This window comes from Methanococcus mangrovi, assembly GCF_054506835.1.
On sequence record NZ_CP197114.1, the window covers coordinates 1433477 to 1448571 of the forward strand.

Consider the following 15095-nt stretch of genomic DNA (forward strand, 5'->3'; position numbering starts at 1 on the left):
TGAATAACTATGTGTATTTACTAACTTATATTTTTGGAGGGGTAATTTGGTTGAAGAAGGGTATAGAAAAACCAAAATTTTAGTTACAGTAGGGCCGTCTCTTGATAACTACTTCAAAGATTGCCTTGATTTGGTCGATGGAATTCGTTTTAACATGTCCCACATGGATACGAGAAGTGTCAAAAAATACCTCGAAATATTAAACGAAAAAAATATTGCAAAACTCATGGATTTAAAAGGAAACAAAATCCGAATAATAAAGACGAATTTTTCAGAACTTGTTAAAAATCAGGTTGTATCGTTTGGAAAAGACATTTTAATTTCTTATATCCCAAAATGCATTGAAAAAGGACAGAACATCTTAATTAATGATGGAAAAATAAAATTAATTATCGAAAGCGTTGGAAAAGAAGTAACTGCCCGCGTCCTGATTGGCGGAACCGTAAAACCTGAAATGGGAGTAAACTTTCCTGACGGGTGTTTTCCCGATGATTTAACGGATGAAGATATAAAAAACGTGAAATTTGCAGTTGAAAACGAATTTGAGTATATTGCACTCTCTTTTGTTAGAAGCAAAAAAGATGTCCTGAATTTAAAAAATTTAATTAACAAAAATTCTGGAAATTGTTCAATTATTTCAAAAATCGAGACTAAAGAAGGATTGAAAAATATTGAAGAAATTTTAGACTATTCCGATGGAGTAATGATTGCGAGAGGGGACCTTGGAGTTGAAGTTGCCATTGAATATTTGCCGATAATTCAAAAAAACGTTATAAAACTTGCAAATGAAAAAGGAAAACTCGTAATTACTGCAACACAGATGCTCGACTCGATGGTAAATAATCCATATCCCACAAGAGCAGAAGTTACAGACGTTGCAAATGCAATATTTGATGGAACTGACTGTTTAATGCTTTCAAATGAAACCACAATAGGAAAATACCCTATTGATTCGATAAAAACTCTCGATAATATTGCAAGGGTTTCAGAAGGAGATATTTCAAAATATAAACAAGAAATAGAGTTTGAAGAGCATTCTATTTACTCAGGAATTGCTTATGCCGTTGAAGCACTCTGCAACAAACTAAATCCAAAAATAGTAATTACCCCAACAACTTCTGGAAAAACTCCGCTCAGAATTTCAAAATTCAGGTTCGACCCGCCGATTATTGCACTTGCCCCTGAAAATATAGTTTTTAGAAAATTAAGATTAGTTTGGGGAGTAATTCCGAAAAAAATTGATGAAATTGGCGATGTTGATGAAGTACTTGAAATTTCTAAAAAAATTGCAAAAAATATAATTGGTAGCGGGATTTACGTTGTAACGCTCGGACATCCGAAAGGCGAGAAAAAAACAAACGTTATAAAAGTTGAGAGCATATAATCAAATACAGCTTGAAAAAAGGAGATTTAAATGCACCCTACAAAAACACTTCACGGAGCAAAATCAAAATTACTGAATGGCAGAAAACTCGTTGTAGCAGTTACTTCATCGATTGCAGCAATTGAAGCACCAAAACTGATGAGAGAATTAATTAGGCACGGTGCTGAAGTTTACTGCATAATGACGGAAGAAACAAAAGATATTGTTGGAAAATATTCGCTTGAATTTGGATGCGGAAACGAAGTAATGGATAAAATTACTGGAAAAATTGAACACGTCGATTTGTACAATAAATGCGACGGAATGATAGTTTTTCCAGCAACTGCAAACATAATATCCAAAATTTCGCTAAATATTGCAGATAACATTGTAAACACGACTGCAATGATGTTTTTAGAAAAAAAACCAATTATAATTGCTCCATCAATGCACCAGAACATGCTCGATACAGTTAGGGACCATATAAAAAACCTTTCTGAAAAAAATAACGTCTTTGTAATGGGTTCAAAACTCGAAGAAGAAAAAGCAAAAGCAATTTCAATTGAAGAAGTTTCAAAGCTTGCAATTGAAGTGTTTTCTAACAGAACAAAAGAAGAAAAAAGAAAAGTGCTTATTTTGTCAGGAGGAACTGCTGAACCAATTGACAAAGTAAGGGTAATTACAAACCTTTCTTCTGGAAAAACTGGTGTTTCACTTGCAGAAGAATTTTGTAGGCAGAATTACAAGGTTAAAGTGATAAAAGGACTTGGAAAAGATGTTCCATACTACATAAAATCAGAAAATGTTATTACTTCAGAAGAAATGCTTGAAAAAGCGCTTGAACTTGGGGAATATGCAGATGTAATAATTTCGTGTGCTGCAATTTCAGATTATGCTCCTGAAACTAATTTTGAAGGAAAATTAAGTTCAGATATAGAAACACAAGTTATAAAATTAAAACAAACTCCAAAAGTTTTAGAAGAATTAAGAAAAAAATTCCCTAAAAAAATTATTGTAGGATATAAAGCCGAATATGGCATTAATACAAATGAATTAAAAGAAAAAGCGAAAATAAGACTTAAAAAATACGGATTAGATGTAATTATTGCAAACGACCTTTCAAAACATTATTTTGGCGATGATTCAAACGAAGTTTTGATTATCGATAAAGAAAAAATTTTAGAAGTTTCCGGAACTAAGGATGAAATATCTAAAAAAATTGTTGAAATTGTAAATAATCTCTAAAGGGATATTTTGGGATACAAAGATGAAATCGGGGTTATTGGAATTGATGACGCGCCATTTAACAGGTCTGACAAAGAAGCGCTGATTGTTGGAACTTACATGAGGGGAAATAAAATAGTCGATGAAATACTGTTTAAAAAAATAGAAAAGGACGGTTTTGATTCGACTGAAAAAATTTTGAAAATTGTAAAAGATAAGCATTTTACAAAAATAAATGCTATTTTTTTGGATGGCGTTACTTTTGGCGGTTTTAATATTGCAGATATTGTTAAAATTTACAATGAAACGAAAATTCCAGTAATTGCAATTATGGAAAAAGAACCAGATGTTTTAAAAATGAAATCTGCTTTAAAAAAATATTTTTTTGCGTTTCCAGAAAAAATTGAAATTTTGGAATCTTTTCCAAAACCAGAACCTTTTGAAAATATATTCATTCAGTACATTGGAATAAATTTTGAAGATGCTTGTAAATTAATTAAAAAAACAAGACTTCGAAGTAAAATTCCAGAATGCCTTAGGATTTCCCATATTGTTGGAAGGGGATTCTTGAATATGGAATAAAAGACTTTTTTATAATTGGGCAAAAAAGCACCTGAAGTATGTCCGGTATGTAAATATTCCCAAAGTTATTTTTAAGTAAAAAAAGAAAATTATTAAAATGTAAGAAAAGAAGGAGGCGTTTTTATGCCAGATTTTGGACATCCATTTGCAGGGGTTGCAAAAGACAGAAAATTAACTGATGAGGAATTAATTCGTTCTATACGTTTTATGATCGCAGCCGAATATGAAGCAATACAGCTCTATATGCAGTTAGCAGAATCAACTGATAACGAACTTGCTATTGAGGTCTTAAAGGATATAGCTGATGAGGAAAGAGTACATGCTGGAGAGTTCTTAAGACTTTTAAAAGAGCTTAGCCCGGATGAAGAAAAATTCTATGCCAAAGGTGCAGAAGAAGTTGAGGAAGAAATTGAAAAGATGAAAAGTAAATGAAGTAAATATTAATAGTAAATATCATTTAAAGAGCCCTTTTGGGCCCTTTAATATTGGTGTTTTATATGAAAAAATTTAAATTCTAAAATTAATTCCAAAATACATTAGAATTTCCCATATTGTTGGAAGGGGATTTTTGAATATTGACTAAAAGACTTTTTTATAAAAAATTGGGAATTATTAACGGTTATTTTCTTTTTAAAGGCCATTAATGCCCTTGGTTTCCAAAATCAAATAAAAAAATATTAATAATAGTTTTTTCATATTTTTTCTGTCTATATAAGAAGTACGGAGGAATAACATGGAACTAAACGGTGTAGTAATTGAAGATACATTCGCAGAAGGATTCCCTATCTGGGTTTCAAGAGTATTAATCACAGCAGCAACAGAAAGATTGGCAAAAGCTGCAGCAACTGAAGCAACAGGATTCGCATGCTCAGTTATCATGTGCCCAGCTGAAGCAGGTATCGAAAAATACGTATCCCCTGCAGAAACACCTGATGGAAGACCAGGATACATTATTGAAATCTGCCACCCTAAAAAAGCAGAAATCGAACACCAATTATTAGAAAGAATCGGACAGTGTGTATTAACGGCTCCAACAACAGCAGTATTCAACGCAATGGGCGAAGATGCTACAGAAGAATTAAAAGTTGGTTTCAAATTAAAATACTTCGGTGACGGATACGAGAAAAAAGTAACCTGCGAAGAATGCGGAAAAACACTTTACTCAGTTCCAATAATGGGGGGAGACTTCCTCATTGAAAGTAAACTTGGAATTAAAAAAGGAGTTGCAGGAGGTAACTTCTTCATTATGGCTGAAAACAACATGGCTGCATTAATGGCTGCAGAAGCTGCAGTTGATGCAATCAGCCAGGTTGAAAAAACAATTACTCCATTTACCGGCGGAATTGTGGCTTCAGGAAGTAAAGTAGGATACACAAACCCTAAATACAGCTTCATGGCTGCAACAACAAACGAAAAAATGTGCCCTACCTTAAAAGACACTGTTGAAGGAACTGAAATTCCCGCAGACGTTAACGGAGTTTACGAAATCGTTATCGACGGTATCGACGAAGCTTCAGTTGCTGCTGCTATGAAAGCAGGAATTAAAGCTGCTGTAACAATTCCAGGCGTTAAAAAAATCACTGCAGGAAACTACGGTGGAAAATTAGGTCCTTTCCAAATAAAATTACAAGGATTATTCTAATTCTTTTTAACTACTTTTATTTTTTATATACTTCCAATTTACACGACTATTTAATCAGGAGGTTTTATTTTGAAACCAAAAAAAGCTCTTTGTAAGGATACCCTTGCAGAATTTACGCTAAACAAATCATTTAATACGTACAGGGGAAAAATCGTAAAATGCGATTTTAACGGGTTAATTGAAGGGGTAGTGATGCTAAATAAAAAAAATCATCACTATTTTTATCCACTTAGTGCACTGCACATGATAAAACCACTAAAATGTGTTCCAACAAATATTTTACCAAAAACCTCGCTTCCAACGAATCCAAAGGAGATTCATTCCAAAGAAGCGCTTTCAAGAATTGTCGGCAGGACCTTAAAAGTATGTTATGATAACCCTAAAACTTCGTATTTAGGACGGCTTTTAGGATTTACAAGAGGAATTTTTTCATGGACTTTGGTTCTTGAAATATACGGGGAAGTATTTATTTTGATAAACCCAGATTATATCTCGTACTATGGAACAAAATGGAGATTACCTCGAAATAGCCCCCCATTTAAATCTCCCGCACTCATGAATCTTACAAAAACTACAATGTACCTTAAAAAATGTCTTTTAGAGGAAGTAACCCTCGAAATGGATTACCCGAGAATAAATATAGATAATAAGGCATTTGTATACCCTCAAGGTATAAAATCAGAAGATGAACACTTGAAAAGACAGGTTTCTGGATTTCTAAAAGAACAGGGTTTAAGATTTTAAAATAAAAAAATTAAAAAAATTATCCGATGTAACTTAAATCATCGTGATTTTGAGGAGCCTGCATTCCTTGCTCCTGCATCTGAACTTTTTCTATGAATTTTTCCATTTCTTTTGCTCTTTCGTCGAGTTTTTTCATGTCAATTTCAAACCCGATTGCTTTTGAAAGCATATTTAGCACATTTCCGGCAGATTTTGGGTCAACAAGGTAACCTGGAGTTTCACCCATTAAACATATGCCTTCGATTCCTTTTAATTTTGAAAATTTAAGCATTAAACCTGCTGCACCGATTATGCTTCCACCGTCAGTTCTAAATTCTGCACCAAGTTCCTTGTGCTGTTCTGAAATTTCTTTTGAAGTTGAAGCAACATACACTTTTAAATCGTCTGAAATTTTTCCAATTCCAAATCCGCCAAGTGTGTATGTTTTTGTAGCTCCGTATTTCATTGCAATATCTACAATTTTTTCTGAAAGGATATACTGGCCTTCAGGAGATAATGCTTGCGTGTTTCCAAGAACAATTACCATTGGAACCGGCTCTTTTACAAGATAAAATTCATTTTTCATGAATTCAATTGTTCCATCGTCATTTACAACGATTTGTGGTGGAAAATCATCGCAGTAAAGTTCGAGAACCTTTTCACCATTAAATTCTTCAACGATGTGTTCTGCAGCCACTCTTCCAACGTGCCCGATTCCGGGAAGTCCTTCTATCAAAACTGCATCTTTTAAAGGTTCTGCATCAATTAATTTATTTTCAATAATTTTTACCATTTTTATCGCCAGAAAATTATTAATCAGTTTAAATTAGTTTTAGTTTTTAAACAGCATTTTGTACTTTTTTGCATATTGTCTAAATAATACAATCTTTTCTTCTGAAAGGTTTAATAAATGCATTATTTTCTTTGATATATAGTTTTCCCCAAATAATAAAGACATTGCACTTGTAAAGTTTTTAGGGCTGTGTTCACGAGCTTTATCAAAATCTATAATATAAATTCCTTTTTCTGAAACTATAACGTGTTTTCCACCCTGAATTTCAGTGTGGTCGATTTTATGAATATCTAAACGCAAACACTGCCTTAATGTTTCTTCAATTACTAATAAAATCTCTTCAGGAGTCAGCTCATCGATACAGTCCTTTAGCATTTTTCCGTCAATATATTCCATTACCATGTGATTTTCAGAATACTCGTAAACTTTTGGGCCAACTCCAAATGAATTGGTTTTTTCAAGTATTTTCCCCTCGTTTGAAATCGTGATTTTTGGAGTATCGAGCCTTGGAATTTTTACTGCTAAAATAATATGATTTCCGTTTTCATCCACGTATTTATCGCTAAATGCTTTAAAAACTACCCCCCGGTGTCCTCGTCCAACATATTCTGTAAAAATGATATATTCTGAAAGTTTTTTCAAGAGTTTCCAGTCAAAAAGCGTTGAAGAAATAGCGTCAAGGCCCATAATATCCATTTCTAAATTTAAATTAGCCATATTTGCACCAAAACCGTTTTAAATGGTCTTTATATTTAGGTTCCTGCGATAAGGATTAATTAATAAATTATATATATCAAAATTAATATGTTAAATTTAAGGAGGGATACGATGGACAATACCGTGTACGTTGGAAACAAGGGCGTTATGAACTACGTCCTTGCAGTGATTACTCAATTTAACTCCGAAAATGCTCAAGAAGTTATTGTAAAAGCAAGAGGAAAAGCAATCAGCAGGGCAGTCGATGTCGAAGAAATGATTAGAAAAAGATTCATGCCCGAAATTAAGATTAAAGACATAAATTTAGGAACTGACCAAATACAAAGCGAAGATGGAAAATCCATAAACGTATCCACAATCGAAATAATACTTACGAAATAATTTTTTACTTTTTTAATAAAAATTAAATTAGATAGTTAAAATATCTTTTAATTCAATTAAAGACTGTTCTCCGGTTTCCATGTTTTTAAAAGCGACTTTTCCTTCCAAAATGTCATTTTCGCCGACAATCAGTACTTTTTTGATGCATTTTGTATTCGCATAGTTAAGTGCTTTATTTAATTTTCTGCCCATTAAATCTATTTCTACAGATTTTCCGGCTTCCCTTAATGTTTTTGCAATTTTCAAACATTCATTAAGAAGCATGTCGCTATTTTTAACCGGAACTACAAATATTGCTTCTTCTTCAACTTCGAAATCATCGATATTTAACATAATCCTGTCAAAGCCATATGCAAAACCAACAGCAGGGCTTGGTTCACCTTCGAAGAGCTCGATTAGATTATCGTACCTTCCACCACCACAAACCTGTCTTGCACCTTCTTTTTTACCGTAAACTTCAAAGACCATTCCTGTGTAGTAGTCAAGTCCCCTTGCAATTCCAAAGTTTATAATGTATTCGTGGGGTACAAATTCAAGGATACTGTCAAGATTTTCTAAAGCTTCCACTGAACTTTCAAATTCAGTTAATTTTTCCTTTAATTTAGAAATTACTTCTCTTCCGCCTTTTAAATCTAAAACTTCAAATACTTTTTCTGAAATTTCAATGTTTTTTTCGGATTCTATTCTGCTTAAAGCGGTTTTTAATCCTTCCATATCTTCTTTATCGATTAGACGTCTTATTTCAGTTCCTTCGTCGTCTGAAAGATTGTATTTTTCAAAAACACCTTTTAAAACACCGAGGTGTCCAATGTTTATTTCAAAATCCATATTAATTTCTTTTAAACCTTCTATTGCCATGTTTATAACTTCTGCATCGGCAATAGGCTTTTTACTTCCGATTAATTCAGAGCCCATCTGCCAGAATTCCCTGTACCTTCCAGCTTGCGGGTTTTCGTACCTGAAGCAGTTTGTAAAGTAGTAAAGTTTTGCGGGTTTTGGCGTGTTTTTAAATTCGTTTATGTAAAACCTTGCAACTGAAGACGTGAGTTCGGGCCGTAAACCCATTTCCCTATCTCCATGGTCTTTAAAAACAAAAAGCTGTGTTCTTATTTCGTCGCCTGTTTTTTTAGAAAGTAATTCAAAGCTTTCAAATGTAGGCGTGTTTATTTCAGAAAAATTATAACTGTCAAAAACTTTTCTAAGTTTTTTTTCGATTACTTTCCTTTTTTTCATTTCTTCGGGTAAAAAATCCCGTGTACCTTTGGGTTTTTGAAACATCAATCATCATCTCTAACAAATTTAAGTGCGTAAATTTTAAACTATATGTTTCTAAATGAAAAAAGTAAAAATTATTGTTTTTCGAGTGGTTCGTCGCTTAAGATTTTGTTTATGTCTTCTTCCATCATGTGTCCTTTAACTGTAACGTTAACTTTCTTAACGCCTTCGAGTTCTGCTACAACATGTTTTGCGCCGCCAGCCATGTGAATTACACTCATACATCCTGGGTTTGTAGGTGTTAGTGTAAATGAAACAGTTCCTTCGTCATCAGTTTCTAAGTCACTTATAAGTCCCATGTCAACGATGCTGATACCCATGTGCGGGTCTGCTATCTGTCTTAACGCGTTCAATACATCATCTTTAGAAACCATAATTTTCACCTTTTTTTAGAAAATAACATAAATTAAATTTCTTTTTATATAAATCTGTATTATTAGATTTAATAGAAAAAAAGCAAAGATTATGGTGTTAATCTCTGCCTGTCTCTTGGGAATAGCACACATTCTCTGATGTTGTCCTGTGCAGTTAAAACCATTGCAAACCTATCAGCACCAAGTCCCCATCCTGCGTGTGGAGGCATTCCGTATTTGAATGCTTCGAGGTACGTTTCGAATGAATCAGGATTCATGCCCATATTTGAAATATTTTGAACTAAAAGGTCGTATTTGTGAACCCTCTGAGCTCCAGAAGATATTTCGAGTTCTTTATACATTAAGTCAAATGCTTTACAGACCCTGTTATCGTGCCTGTGCGGGAGGGTGTAAAATGGTCTTGTCTGTGTTGGCCATTCTGTAATAAAGTAAAGGCCGCCCATTTCGTCACCAATAGCTCTTTCTGCTGCTCTTGATAAATCTTCTCCCCATTCAATTTCTACGCCTTTTGAAATTGCTACATCGATTGCTTCGCTGTAAGTTACTTTATCGAACGTTTTTTCAGGAACTTCCCAGTTTAATTCTAAAAGTTCAATTTCTTGTGGTCTGTTGTATTCAATATCCGCGTAGCAGTTGTAAACTACTTTTTCAAGCATTGCCATAGCATCTTTTTCATTTACAAATGACATTTCTGTATCGATTGAAACTGCTTCGTTTAAGTGTCTTCTCGTGTTGTGTTCTTCTGCCCTGAAAATCTGTGCAATTTCGAACACTTTATCAAATCCACCAGCCATCATCATCTGCTTGTAAAGCTGCGGGCTTTGACCTAAAAATGCCTCTTTTTCAAAGTAAGAAATTGGGAATAATTCAGTTCCACCTTCTGTTGCACTTGCAACTAATTTTGGAGTGTTTACTTCGATAAATCCTTCGTCTGCAAACGTTTTTCTAATTGACCTTAACATTTCAGACCTTATTTTAAATATTGCCTGAATTTTAGGTCTTCTAATGTCCAAAAATCTTCTGTCAAGTCTTGTATCGATTTCTGCAGGAACTTTTTCCGAAGGATCGAGTGGAAGTGGGGAATCGGCTTTGTTTAATACCCTTATTTCGATAGGGATTATTTCAAATCCTTTTGGAGCTTTTTCGTTTGCCACTACTTTTCCCCTGATTGCAACTATGTCTTCTTTTCCAAGTTTTTTTGCAATCTCAAATGTTTCTTCATCGACTTTCTGTTTTGGAACTACTGCTTGAATTGTTCCTTCCCTGTCTCTCAAGATTACAAATGCGAGTTTTCCTAAAGCCCTTATTGAGTGGACCCAGCCCATCAAAATAACTTCCTGACCGTCCATTTCAGGAATTACTTCTTCTGAGTAGTGTGTTCTTCTCCAATCTGCTATTAAATACACCATTTCACCTTACAATCTAGTTACTTCATCTGTGATTCATTCGTAAACATTAACAAAACTAATGATTATTATGATATTTATACTGTAATGTAGAGTAGAGCGCATATTATAAAATGTTTTTCAAGTTTTTCATTTGGATTAGAAGTTAAATCCAGAATTTTAAAAATATGCCAAATATCTAAAAAATATAAAAAAAGCTTGAAATTATTTGTTTGGATAAATTATCTCTTTTTCAGTAATTATTCCGGTAATTAATTCTGGAGGCGTGCAGTCAAACGCAAAATTGTACGCTGAAACTCCTTCTGCTACAATCCGTACATTGTCGATATGTGTTACTTCGGATTCGTCTCTTTCTTCAATAACAATATCTTCAACTTTACTTTCAAAATCAAAAGTCGAATACGGTGCTGCGACATAGAAAGGAATATTGTGGTATTTTGCAAGTATTGCAAGCGAATACGTTCCAATTTTATTAAATACGTGATAATCTGAAAGGATTCTATCAGCACCAACTATTATCTTGTCAACGAGTCCTTTACTCATCATAAATCCTGCAGTGTTGTCACATATCGCTTTTACAGGAATATTTTCATAATTAAGCTCGAAACATGTTAATTTTGCACCCTGTAATCTTGGCCTTGTTTCGTCTGAGATTACAGTAATTTTTTTTCCGTTGTAGTGTGCAAATCGAATTACACTTAATGCAGTCCCATAAGCAGATGTTGCGAGTGCTCCTGCATTGCAGTGCGTTAAAATGGTATCTCCATCTTCAAATAAAACTTCTCCAATCTCCCCGATTTTCCTGCAAAGTTCAATATCTTCTTCATGGATTAATTTAGCTTCTTCAAGAAGTGATTTTCCAGATTTTTTTGCATTCATAATTTTTTCAAGTGCCCAGAACAAATTTACCGCTGTTGGCCGTGTTTCTTTTAATTCAAGGTATGCTTTTTCAACATCATCGCCATTTAATTCAGCTAAAGCCATTCCATAAGCTGCAGCAACACCTATTGCTGGAGCACCTCTAACAACCATGTCTTTTATTGCAAAACATACATTTTTGTAATCTTTGCATTCAAAGTACACTAATTCATTTGGTAATTTTCTCTGATCGATTAATACAAGCTTTTTTTCCGAATCATTCCAAATTATAGGTCTTAAATCATTGTTCAAAATCTCACCATTATAAATAAGTCGAAGATAGTAAAAATAAGTAACCTCAAATGACTATTTAATTTATGCACTTTTGTTAAAACTTAAATTATTTAAGCATTATAGTTCAAAATTGGCCTGAATTGCTGGTGAACCCCATGAAATTTGTAAAAGAACTGATTAGTTACAGTACCGCTAAAAATAAGGTTTTTGAAAAATTTGAAGAAATATTGGACGATAAATTTGAAGAAATCGAAATAAATAAAGCATTTGGTAAAATCTGCTTTGAAGATATTTACGCCCCATGCAATATCCCGATGTTTAATCGCTCAGCAATGGATGGCTATGCAGTGATTGCAGAAGATACATTTGGAGCATCTCAAACAAACCCAATTATATTAAATTTAGTTGAAACTGATTCAATAAATGAAGAAGAAATTTACAGGCTTTCCACAGGCATGAAACTTCCGGAAAACTCGAATGCCGTTGTAATGAAGGAATATACCAAAGAATACGAGTCTTTTGTTGAGATATATACTGGGGTACACCCAAATGAAAATGTATCCCGAATTGGAGAAGACGTGAAAACTGGAGACCTTGTTATCAAAAAAGGGGAATTAATTACGCCTTACCACGTTGCTTTAATTTCATCGCTTGGAATAAAAAAAATAAAGTGTTATTCTTTAAAAATTGGAGTTATCGCAACAGGTGATGAATTACTCGATATTGAGGACCTTGAAAGTATCGAACAGCTTGAAAAAAGTGCGATGATTGTTAATTCAAACTCCATGATGGTTTCAGACCTCGTAAGGGAAACTGGATTAACCCCTAAAGCATACCGAAAAGTTCCAGATAATAGCGAAGAACTTGAAAAAGCAATTAAAAAAGCACTCGTGGAAAATGATGTCGTTATTACCACAGGGGGAACGTCTGTTGGAGACAGGGACTACACGATTGACATAATTAAAAAAATTGGAAATTTAATATTTCACGGAATTCAGATTCGGCCCGGTAGACCTGTTGGCTTTGCAGACGCGGAAATTGAAGGAAAAAAGAAATTATTATTCGTTCTTTCAGGATACCCTGTTGCATCAGCAGTACAGTTTGAACTTTTAATTGCAAATTATTTCAAACCTCGAAAATCAGTTAAACTCCAGATAAATCGAAATATCGCATCTTCCTTGGGTAGAACCGATATTGTAAGAGTAAAACTTGTAGAAAGTGATGGAAGTATCAAAATAGAACCTTTGAGAATAACTGGAAGCGGAGTTTTGTCATCAATGACAAAAGCTGATGGTTACATGATGATAAAAGAAAATATTGAAGGATATGAAAAAGATGAATTCGTTGAAGTTTATCTGTTCTAATAAAGATAAGATACCTGCTAATTTTTCCATTTTTTAAATTATGGCTTTAATAGCTTAACAATTGGTATGTTCTTAACTAAAAACCTGAAAAAAGTTAAAAAGTCATATGTAATTAAACTCCAAGAAGTGCCAAGAGTGCCCCAATAAGTCCAAGAACTGTTGCAAACAACGCAACAGGATATATTTGCCTGAATGTAAATACTGGTGTGTATGCGCTAACTACCGCGGAAATTATCGGGAATACCAGTGCTACTGCAAAGTTTATAACTATTGTAATCGGGTTTAAGATATCAGGTGCAATTCCAAGGTAAAGGGTTGCAAACAAGCTTCCAAGTGTTATCATCAAAAGCTCTTTTACGCTTAAGTAAATTGCCCGGTATTTTCCAGAGTATTCCATTGTAGGGCCTTCTATAACATCCGCTTTCGTGTGCATTATTGAAAATGGGTAGTCTTTTGTCATTATGATATACCCAATAATATATGCAAAAGCCCCAAATAACCCGCCTAAAGTGAATAAAAAATTACTTCCGATTAAATTGATTAAGAATATCGATTTATGAGGTATAAAAGGTAGTAATGTTGCCAAATAAAATGGGAATGATCCAACAGTAATCATTTTAAAGGCCCGTACTGCTGAAAGCTGTCCTAAGGTCATTTTTATAGTGTTTAAGTATCCACTACCTTTACATTCATCAATAAAAGGCATTCGAATTCCCATCACTGTTGAAGCAAGTGAACCCATTATTATGTAGCCCATTTCCTCGATTTTTAAAAGACCGATTATACCAATCTCGTTTGAAAGAATGTGAAAATGTACAACAGTAGTTAATGCTAAAACCATCCAGATAACGATGAAACTAAGTAAAGGCATGAATTTGTAAAGTTTTGGAAGTTCTGAAACTGGCTCTTTTGCTTCCTTGTATAAATATTTAAATATCGCCCAAAAACCTGGAGATGATATTGATGGGCCTTTTCTTTGCTGGATTCGTGCCTGGATTTTTCTTTGAATTCCCGGAATCCACGTAGAAATCACAAAAGCTATCAAAGGAATTCCAATCATTGAAAGGATAATCTCAAACGTTTCTAATGATAAAATATTTTCAAACATAGTTATCTCCTCATCCATTCAAGATTTTTGGCAGGGCTTTAACAATTCCTGTGATGACATCTTCAGGTCTTGGCGGGCATCCTGGAACCTTCATATCAACCGGAATAATATTTTCAACAGGACCGTCTACAAAGGTAGAAGTTCCCAAATCTGCACCAATGTTTTTATAAACTCCGCCCATCAATGCGCAGGCTCCTGCGGCAATCACTGCTTTTGGTTCAGGAATTTCATCGTATATTTTTTTAAGTGATGCAGAAACTGCTTTTGTAACACAGCCCGTTACCACTAAAATGTCCGCTTCTCTTGGATTCCACGTTAAAAATACGTTGTACTGTTCCGCATCATAAAATGGAGACAAAACACAGTTTACAACTTCAATATCGCAACCATTACATCCGCCAGTATAAACAAGCATGATGTGAATATTTTTCTTTCTTGAAAGCTCTTTTAACATGACTACACCTTACACTTTTGAGTTCGCTTTCTTTTCCCGCTTAACGATTCCTGAAATGTTAATCGAAAGGATTTTAGCAATCTTTGATAGCTGTTCTTCAGGAATTTCAATTGGTTTTTCAAGTAATTTTGAAAGGTCCACTAAAACGAGGTCTTCTCCAACATGTCTTGGGTGAATTGGAGATATTTCATTAAATAGGGCAAATACGGGACAGAAATCATGACAGTATAAACAGTATACACATTTATCATAGTCTATTTTTGGTATTGCTTCTTTAGAATAGGTTTCAGTAATTTTAACAGGTTCTACAGGTACCATTTCAATGGCCTTTGTAGGACATGCATTTTTACATCCTCCGCATCCGATACATATTTCAGAAAATACTGAACGTGGAAGTTCAATACCTTTTAAAATCTCTGCTGTCATCTCTTTTGAGGTGTATCTATCGCTTCCGAGAATTATTCTTTCTAAATTCTCGTAAAAACCAGAAATAAACACTTTTGTAAGTCCTTTTAACGTCATGATTATCCCTTTGCT

18 protein-coding genes are annotated in these 15095 nt (G+C 34.0%); 9 read left to right on the top strand and 9 right to left on the bottom strand.

The annotated features are described in order from the left end of the window. Positions 1-46: 46 nt before the first annotated feature. The 7 genes from pyk to ACS5L2_RS07790 all read left to right on the top strand — a co-directional run bounded on the left by pyk (position 47) and on the right by ACS5L2_RS07790 (position 5555). On the top strand, positions 47-1384 hold the full coding sequence (gene pyk / locus ACS5L2_RS07760; protein WP_459201440.1) for a pyruvate kinase: 1338 nt from the start codon (positions 47-49) through the stop codon (positions 1382-1384). Between the two features lie 30 nt (positions 1385-1414). Beyond that, positions 1415-2608: a bifunctional phosphopantothenoylcysteine decarboxylase/phosphopantothenate--cysteine ligase CoaBC gene (gene coaBC, locus ACS5L2_RS07765; protein WP_459201441.1), complete on the top strand. Its 1194-nt coding sequence runs from the start codon at positions 1415-1417 to the stop codon at positions 2606-2608. Positions 2609-2617: 9 nt separating this feature from the next. After that, on the top strand, positions 2618-3169 hold the full coding sequence (locus tag ACS5L2_RS07770; protein ID WP_459201442.1) for an endonuclease dU: 552 nt from the start codon (positions 2618-2620) through the stop codon (positions 3167-3169). Positions 3170-3184: 15 nt separating this feature from the next. Further along, on the top strand, positions 3185-3244 hold the full coding sequence (locus ACS5L2_RS07775) for a rubredoxin-like domain-containing protein (RefSeq protein WP_459202633.1): 60 nt from the start codon (positions 3185-3187) through the stop codon (positions 3242-3244). A 48-nt stretch (positions 3245-3292) separates the two neighbouring features. After that, on the top strand, positions 3293-3601 hold the full coding sequence (locus ACS5L2_RS07780) for a ferritin family protein (protein WP_459201443.1): 309 nt from the start codon (positions 3293-3295) through the stop codon (positions 3599-3601). A gap of 301 nt (positions 3602-3902) precedes the next feature. After that, positions 3903-4811 carry a formylmethanofuran--tetrahydromethanopterin N-formyltransferase gene (fhcD, locus tag ACS5L2_RS07785; protein ID WP_459201444.1) on the top strand — a complete coding sequence of 303 codons (909 nt, stop codon included), beginning with the start codon at positions 3903-3905 and terminating at the stop codon, positions 4809-4811. Positions 4812-4880: 69 nt separating this feature from the next. Next, positions 4881-5555 (top strand): hypothetical protein, encoded by a 675-nt coding sequence (locus tag ACS5L2_RS07790; RefSeq protein ID WP_459201445.1) that lies wholly within the window; start codon positions 4881-4883, stop codon positions 5553-5555. A 19-nt stretch (positions 5556-5574) separates the two neighbouring features. On the opposite strand, the gene ACS5L2_RS07795 is transcribed toward ACS5L2_RS07790, so the two are convergent. Continuing rightward, positions 5575-6327, bottom strand: coding sequence for a proteasome assembly chaperone family protein (locus ACS5L2_RS07795; protein WP_459201446.1), 753 nt, complete (start codon positions 6325-6327; stop codon positions 5575-5577). 39 nt (positions 6328-6366) lie between these two features. Further along, the gene (locus ACS5L2_RS07800) at positions 6367-7044 is read right to left on the bottom strand and encodes an RIO1 family regulatory kinase/ATPase domain-containing protein (RefSeq protein ID WP_459201447.1); all 678 of its coding nucleotides are present in this window, start codon (positions 7042-7044) and stop codon (positions 6367-6369) included. A 111-nt stretch (positions 7045-7155) separates the two neighbouring features. Between ACS5L2_RS07800 and albA the strand changes: the two genes are divergently transcribed. Beyond that, a complete protein-coding gene (gene albA / locus ACS5L2_RS07805; protein ID WP_459201448.1) occupies positions 7156-7425 on the top strand; it encodes a DNA-binding protein Alba in 270 nt (89 codons plus the stop codon). A gap of 27 nt (positions 7426-7452) precedes the next feature. On the opposite strand, the gene hisS is transcribed toward albA, so the two are convergent. From hisS to mtnA, 4 genes are all read right to left on the bottom strand, one after another. Further along, positions 7453-8703 (bottom strand): histidine--tRNA ligase, encoded by a 1251-nt coding sequence (hisS, locus tag ACS5L2_RS07810; protein ID WP_459201449.1) that lies wholly within the window; start codon positions 8701-8703, stop codon positions 7453-7455. Between the two features lie 71 nt (positions 8704-8774). Beyond that, positions 8775-9074 (bottom strand): metal-sulfur cluster assembly factor, encoded by a 300-nt coding sequence (locus ACS5L2_RS07815; protein ID WP_459201450.1) that lies wholly within the window; start codon positions 9072-9074, stop codon positions 8775-8777. An 89-nt stretch (positions 9075-9163) separates the two neighbouring features. After that, positions 9164-10480, bottom strand: coding sequence for an aspartate--tRNA(Asn) ligase (gene aspS / locus ACS5L2_RS07820; RefSeq protein WP_459201451.1), 1317 nt, complete (start codon positions 10478-10480; stop codon positions 9164-9166). A 204-nt stretch (positions 10481-10684) separates the two neighbouring features. Continuing rightward, a complete protein-coding gene (mtnA, locus tag ACS5L2_RS07825; protein ID WP_459201452.1) occupies positions 10685-11650 on the bottom strand; it encodes an S-methyl-5-thioribose-1-phosphate isomerase in 966 nt (321 codons plus the stop codon). A 137-nt stretch (positions 11651-11787) separates the two neighbouring features. Between mtnA and ACS5L2_RS07830 the strand changes: the two genes are divergently transcribed. Continuing rightward, positions 11788-12996, top strand: a complete 1209-nt coding sequence (locus ACS5L2_RS07830; protein WP_459201453.1) for a molybdopterin molybdotransferase MoeA — start codon at positions 11788-11790, stop codon at positions 12994-12996. 112 nt (positions 12997-13108) lie between these two features. Here the strand turns inward: ACS5L2_RS07830 and ACS5L2_RS07835 are convergent, their stop codons facing one another. Genes ACS5L2_RS07835 through ACS5L2_RS07845 form a run of 3 tightly spaced genes read right to left on the bottom strand, consistent with a single transcriptional unit; the run spans position 13109 to position 15080 of the window. Next, entirely contained in the window at positions 13109-14104 is a 996-nt protein-coding gene (locus ACS5L2_RS07835; RefSeq protein WP_459201454.1) for a respiratory chain complex I subunit 1 family protein, read from the bottom strand. Between the two features lie 10 nt (positions 14105-14114). Then, positions 14115-14558 (bottom strand): NADH-quinone oxidoreductase subunit B family protein, encoded by a 444-nt coding sequence (locus ACS5L2_RS07840; RefSeq protein ID WP_459201455.1) that lies wholly within the window; start codon positions 14556-14558, stop codon positions 14115-14117. 9 nt (positions 14559-14567) lie between these two features. Further along, entirely contained in the window at positions 14568-15080 is a 513-nt protein-coding gene (locus ACS5L2_RS07845) for a 4Fe-4S binding protein (RefSeq protein WP_459201456.1), read from the bottom strand. Between the last annotated feature and the right edge of the window lie 15 nt (positions 15081-15095).

Excerpts from the sequence above, each read along its gene's own strand:
- ACS5L2_RS07845 (WP_459201456.1), bottom strand. The coding sequence starts at position 15,080 with ATGACGTTAAAAGGACTTACAAAAGTGTTTATTTCTGGTTTTTACGAG.
- coaBC (WP_459201441.1), top strand. The coding sequence starts at position 1,415 with ATGCACCCTACAAAAACACTTCACGGAGCAAAATCAAAATTACTGAAT.
- ACS5L2_RS07780 (WP_459201443.1), top strand. The coding sequence starts at position 3,293 with ATGCCAGATTTTGGACATCCATTTGCAGGGGTTGCAAAAGACAGAAAA.
- ACS5L2_RS07815 (WP_459201450.1), bottom strand. The coding sequence starts at position 9,074 with ATGGTTTCTAAAGATGATGTATTGAACGCGTTAAGACAGATAGCAGAC.
- albA (WP_459201448.1), top strand. The coding sequence starts at position 7,156 with ATGGACAATACCGTGTACGTTGGAAACAAGGGCGTTATGAACTACGTC.
- ACS5L2_RS07840 (WP_459201455.1), bottom strand. The coding sequence starts at position 14,558 with ATGTTAAAAGAGCTTTCAAGAAAGAAAAATATTCACATCATGCTTGTT.
- ACS5L2_RS07795 (WP_459201446.1), bottom strand. The coding sequence starts at position 6,327 with ATGGTAAAAATTATTGAAAATAAATTAATTGATGCAGAACCTTTAAAA.
- ACS5L2_RS07830 (WP_459201453.1), top strand. The coding sequence starts at position 11,788 with ATGAAATTTGTAAAAGAACTGATTAGTTACAGTACCGCTAAAAATAAG.
- hisS (WP_459201449.1), bottom strand. The coding sequence starts at position 8,703 with ATGTTTCAAAAACCCAAAGGTACACGGGATTTTTTACCCGAAGAAATG.
- ACS5L2_RS07800 (WP_459201447.1), bottom strand. The coding sequence starts at position 7,044 with ATGGCTAATTTAAATTTAGAAATGGATATTATGGGCCTTGACGCTATT.
- fhcD (WP_459201444.1), top strand. The coding sequence starts at position 3,903 with ATGGAACTAAACGGTGTAGTAATTGAAGATACATTCGCAGAAGGATTC.
- ACS5L2_RS07835 (WP_459201454.1), bottom strand. The coding sequence starts at position 14,104 with ATGTTTGAAAATATTTTATCATTAGAAACGTTTGAGATTATCCTTTCA.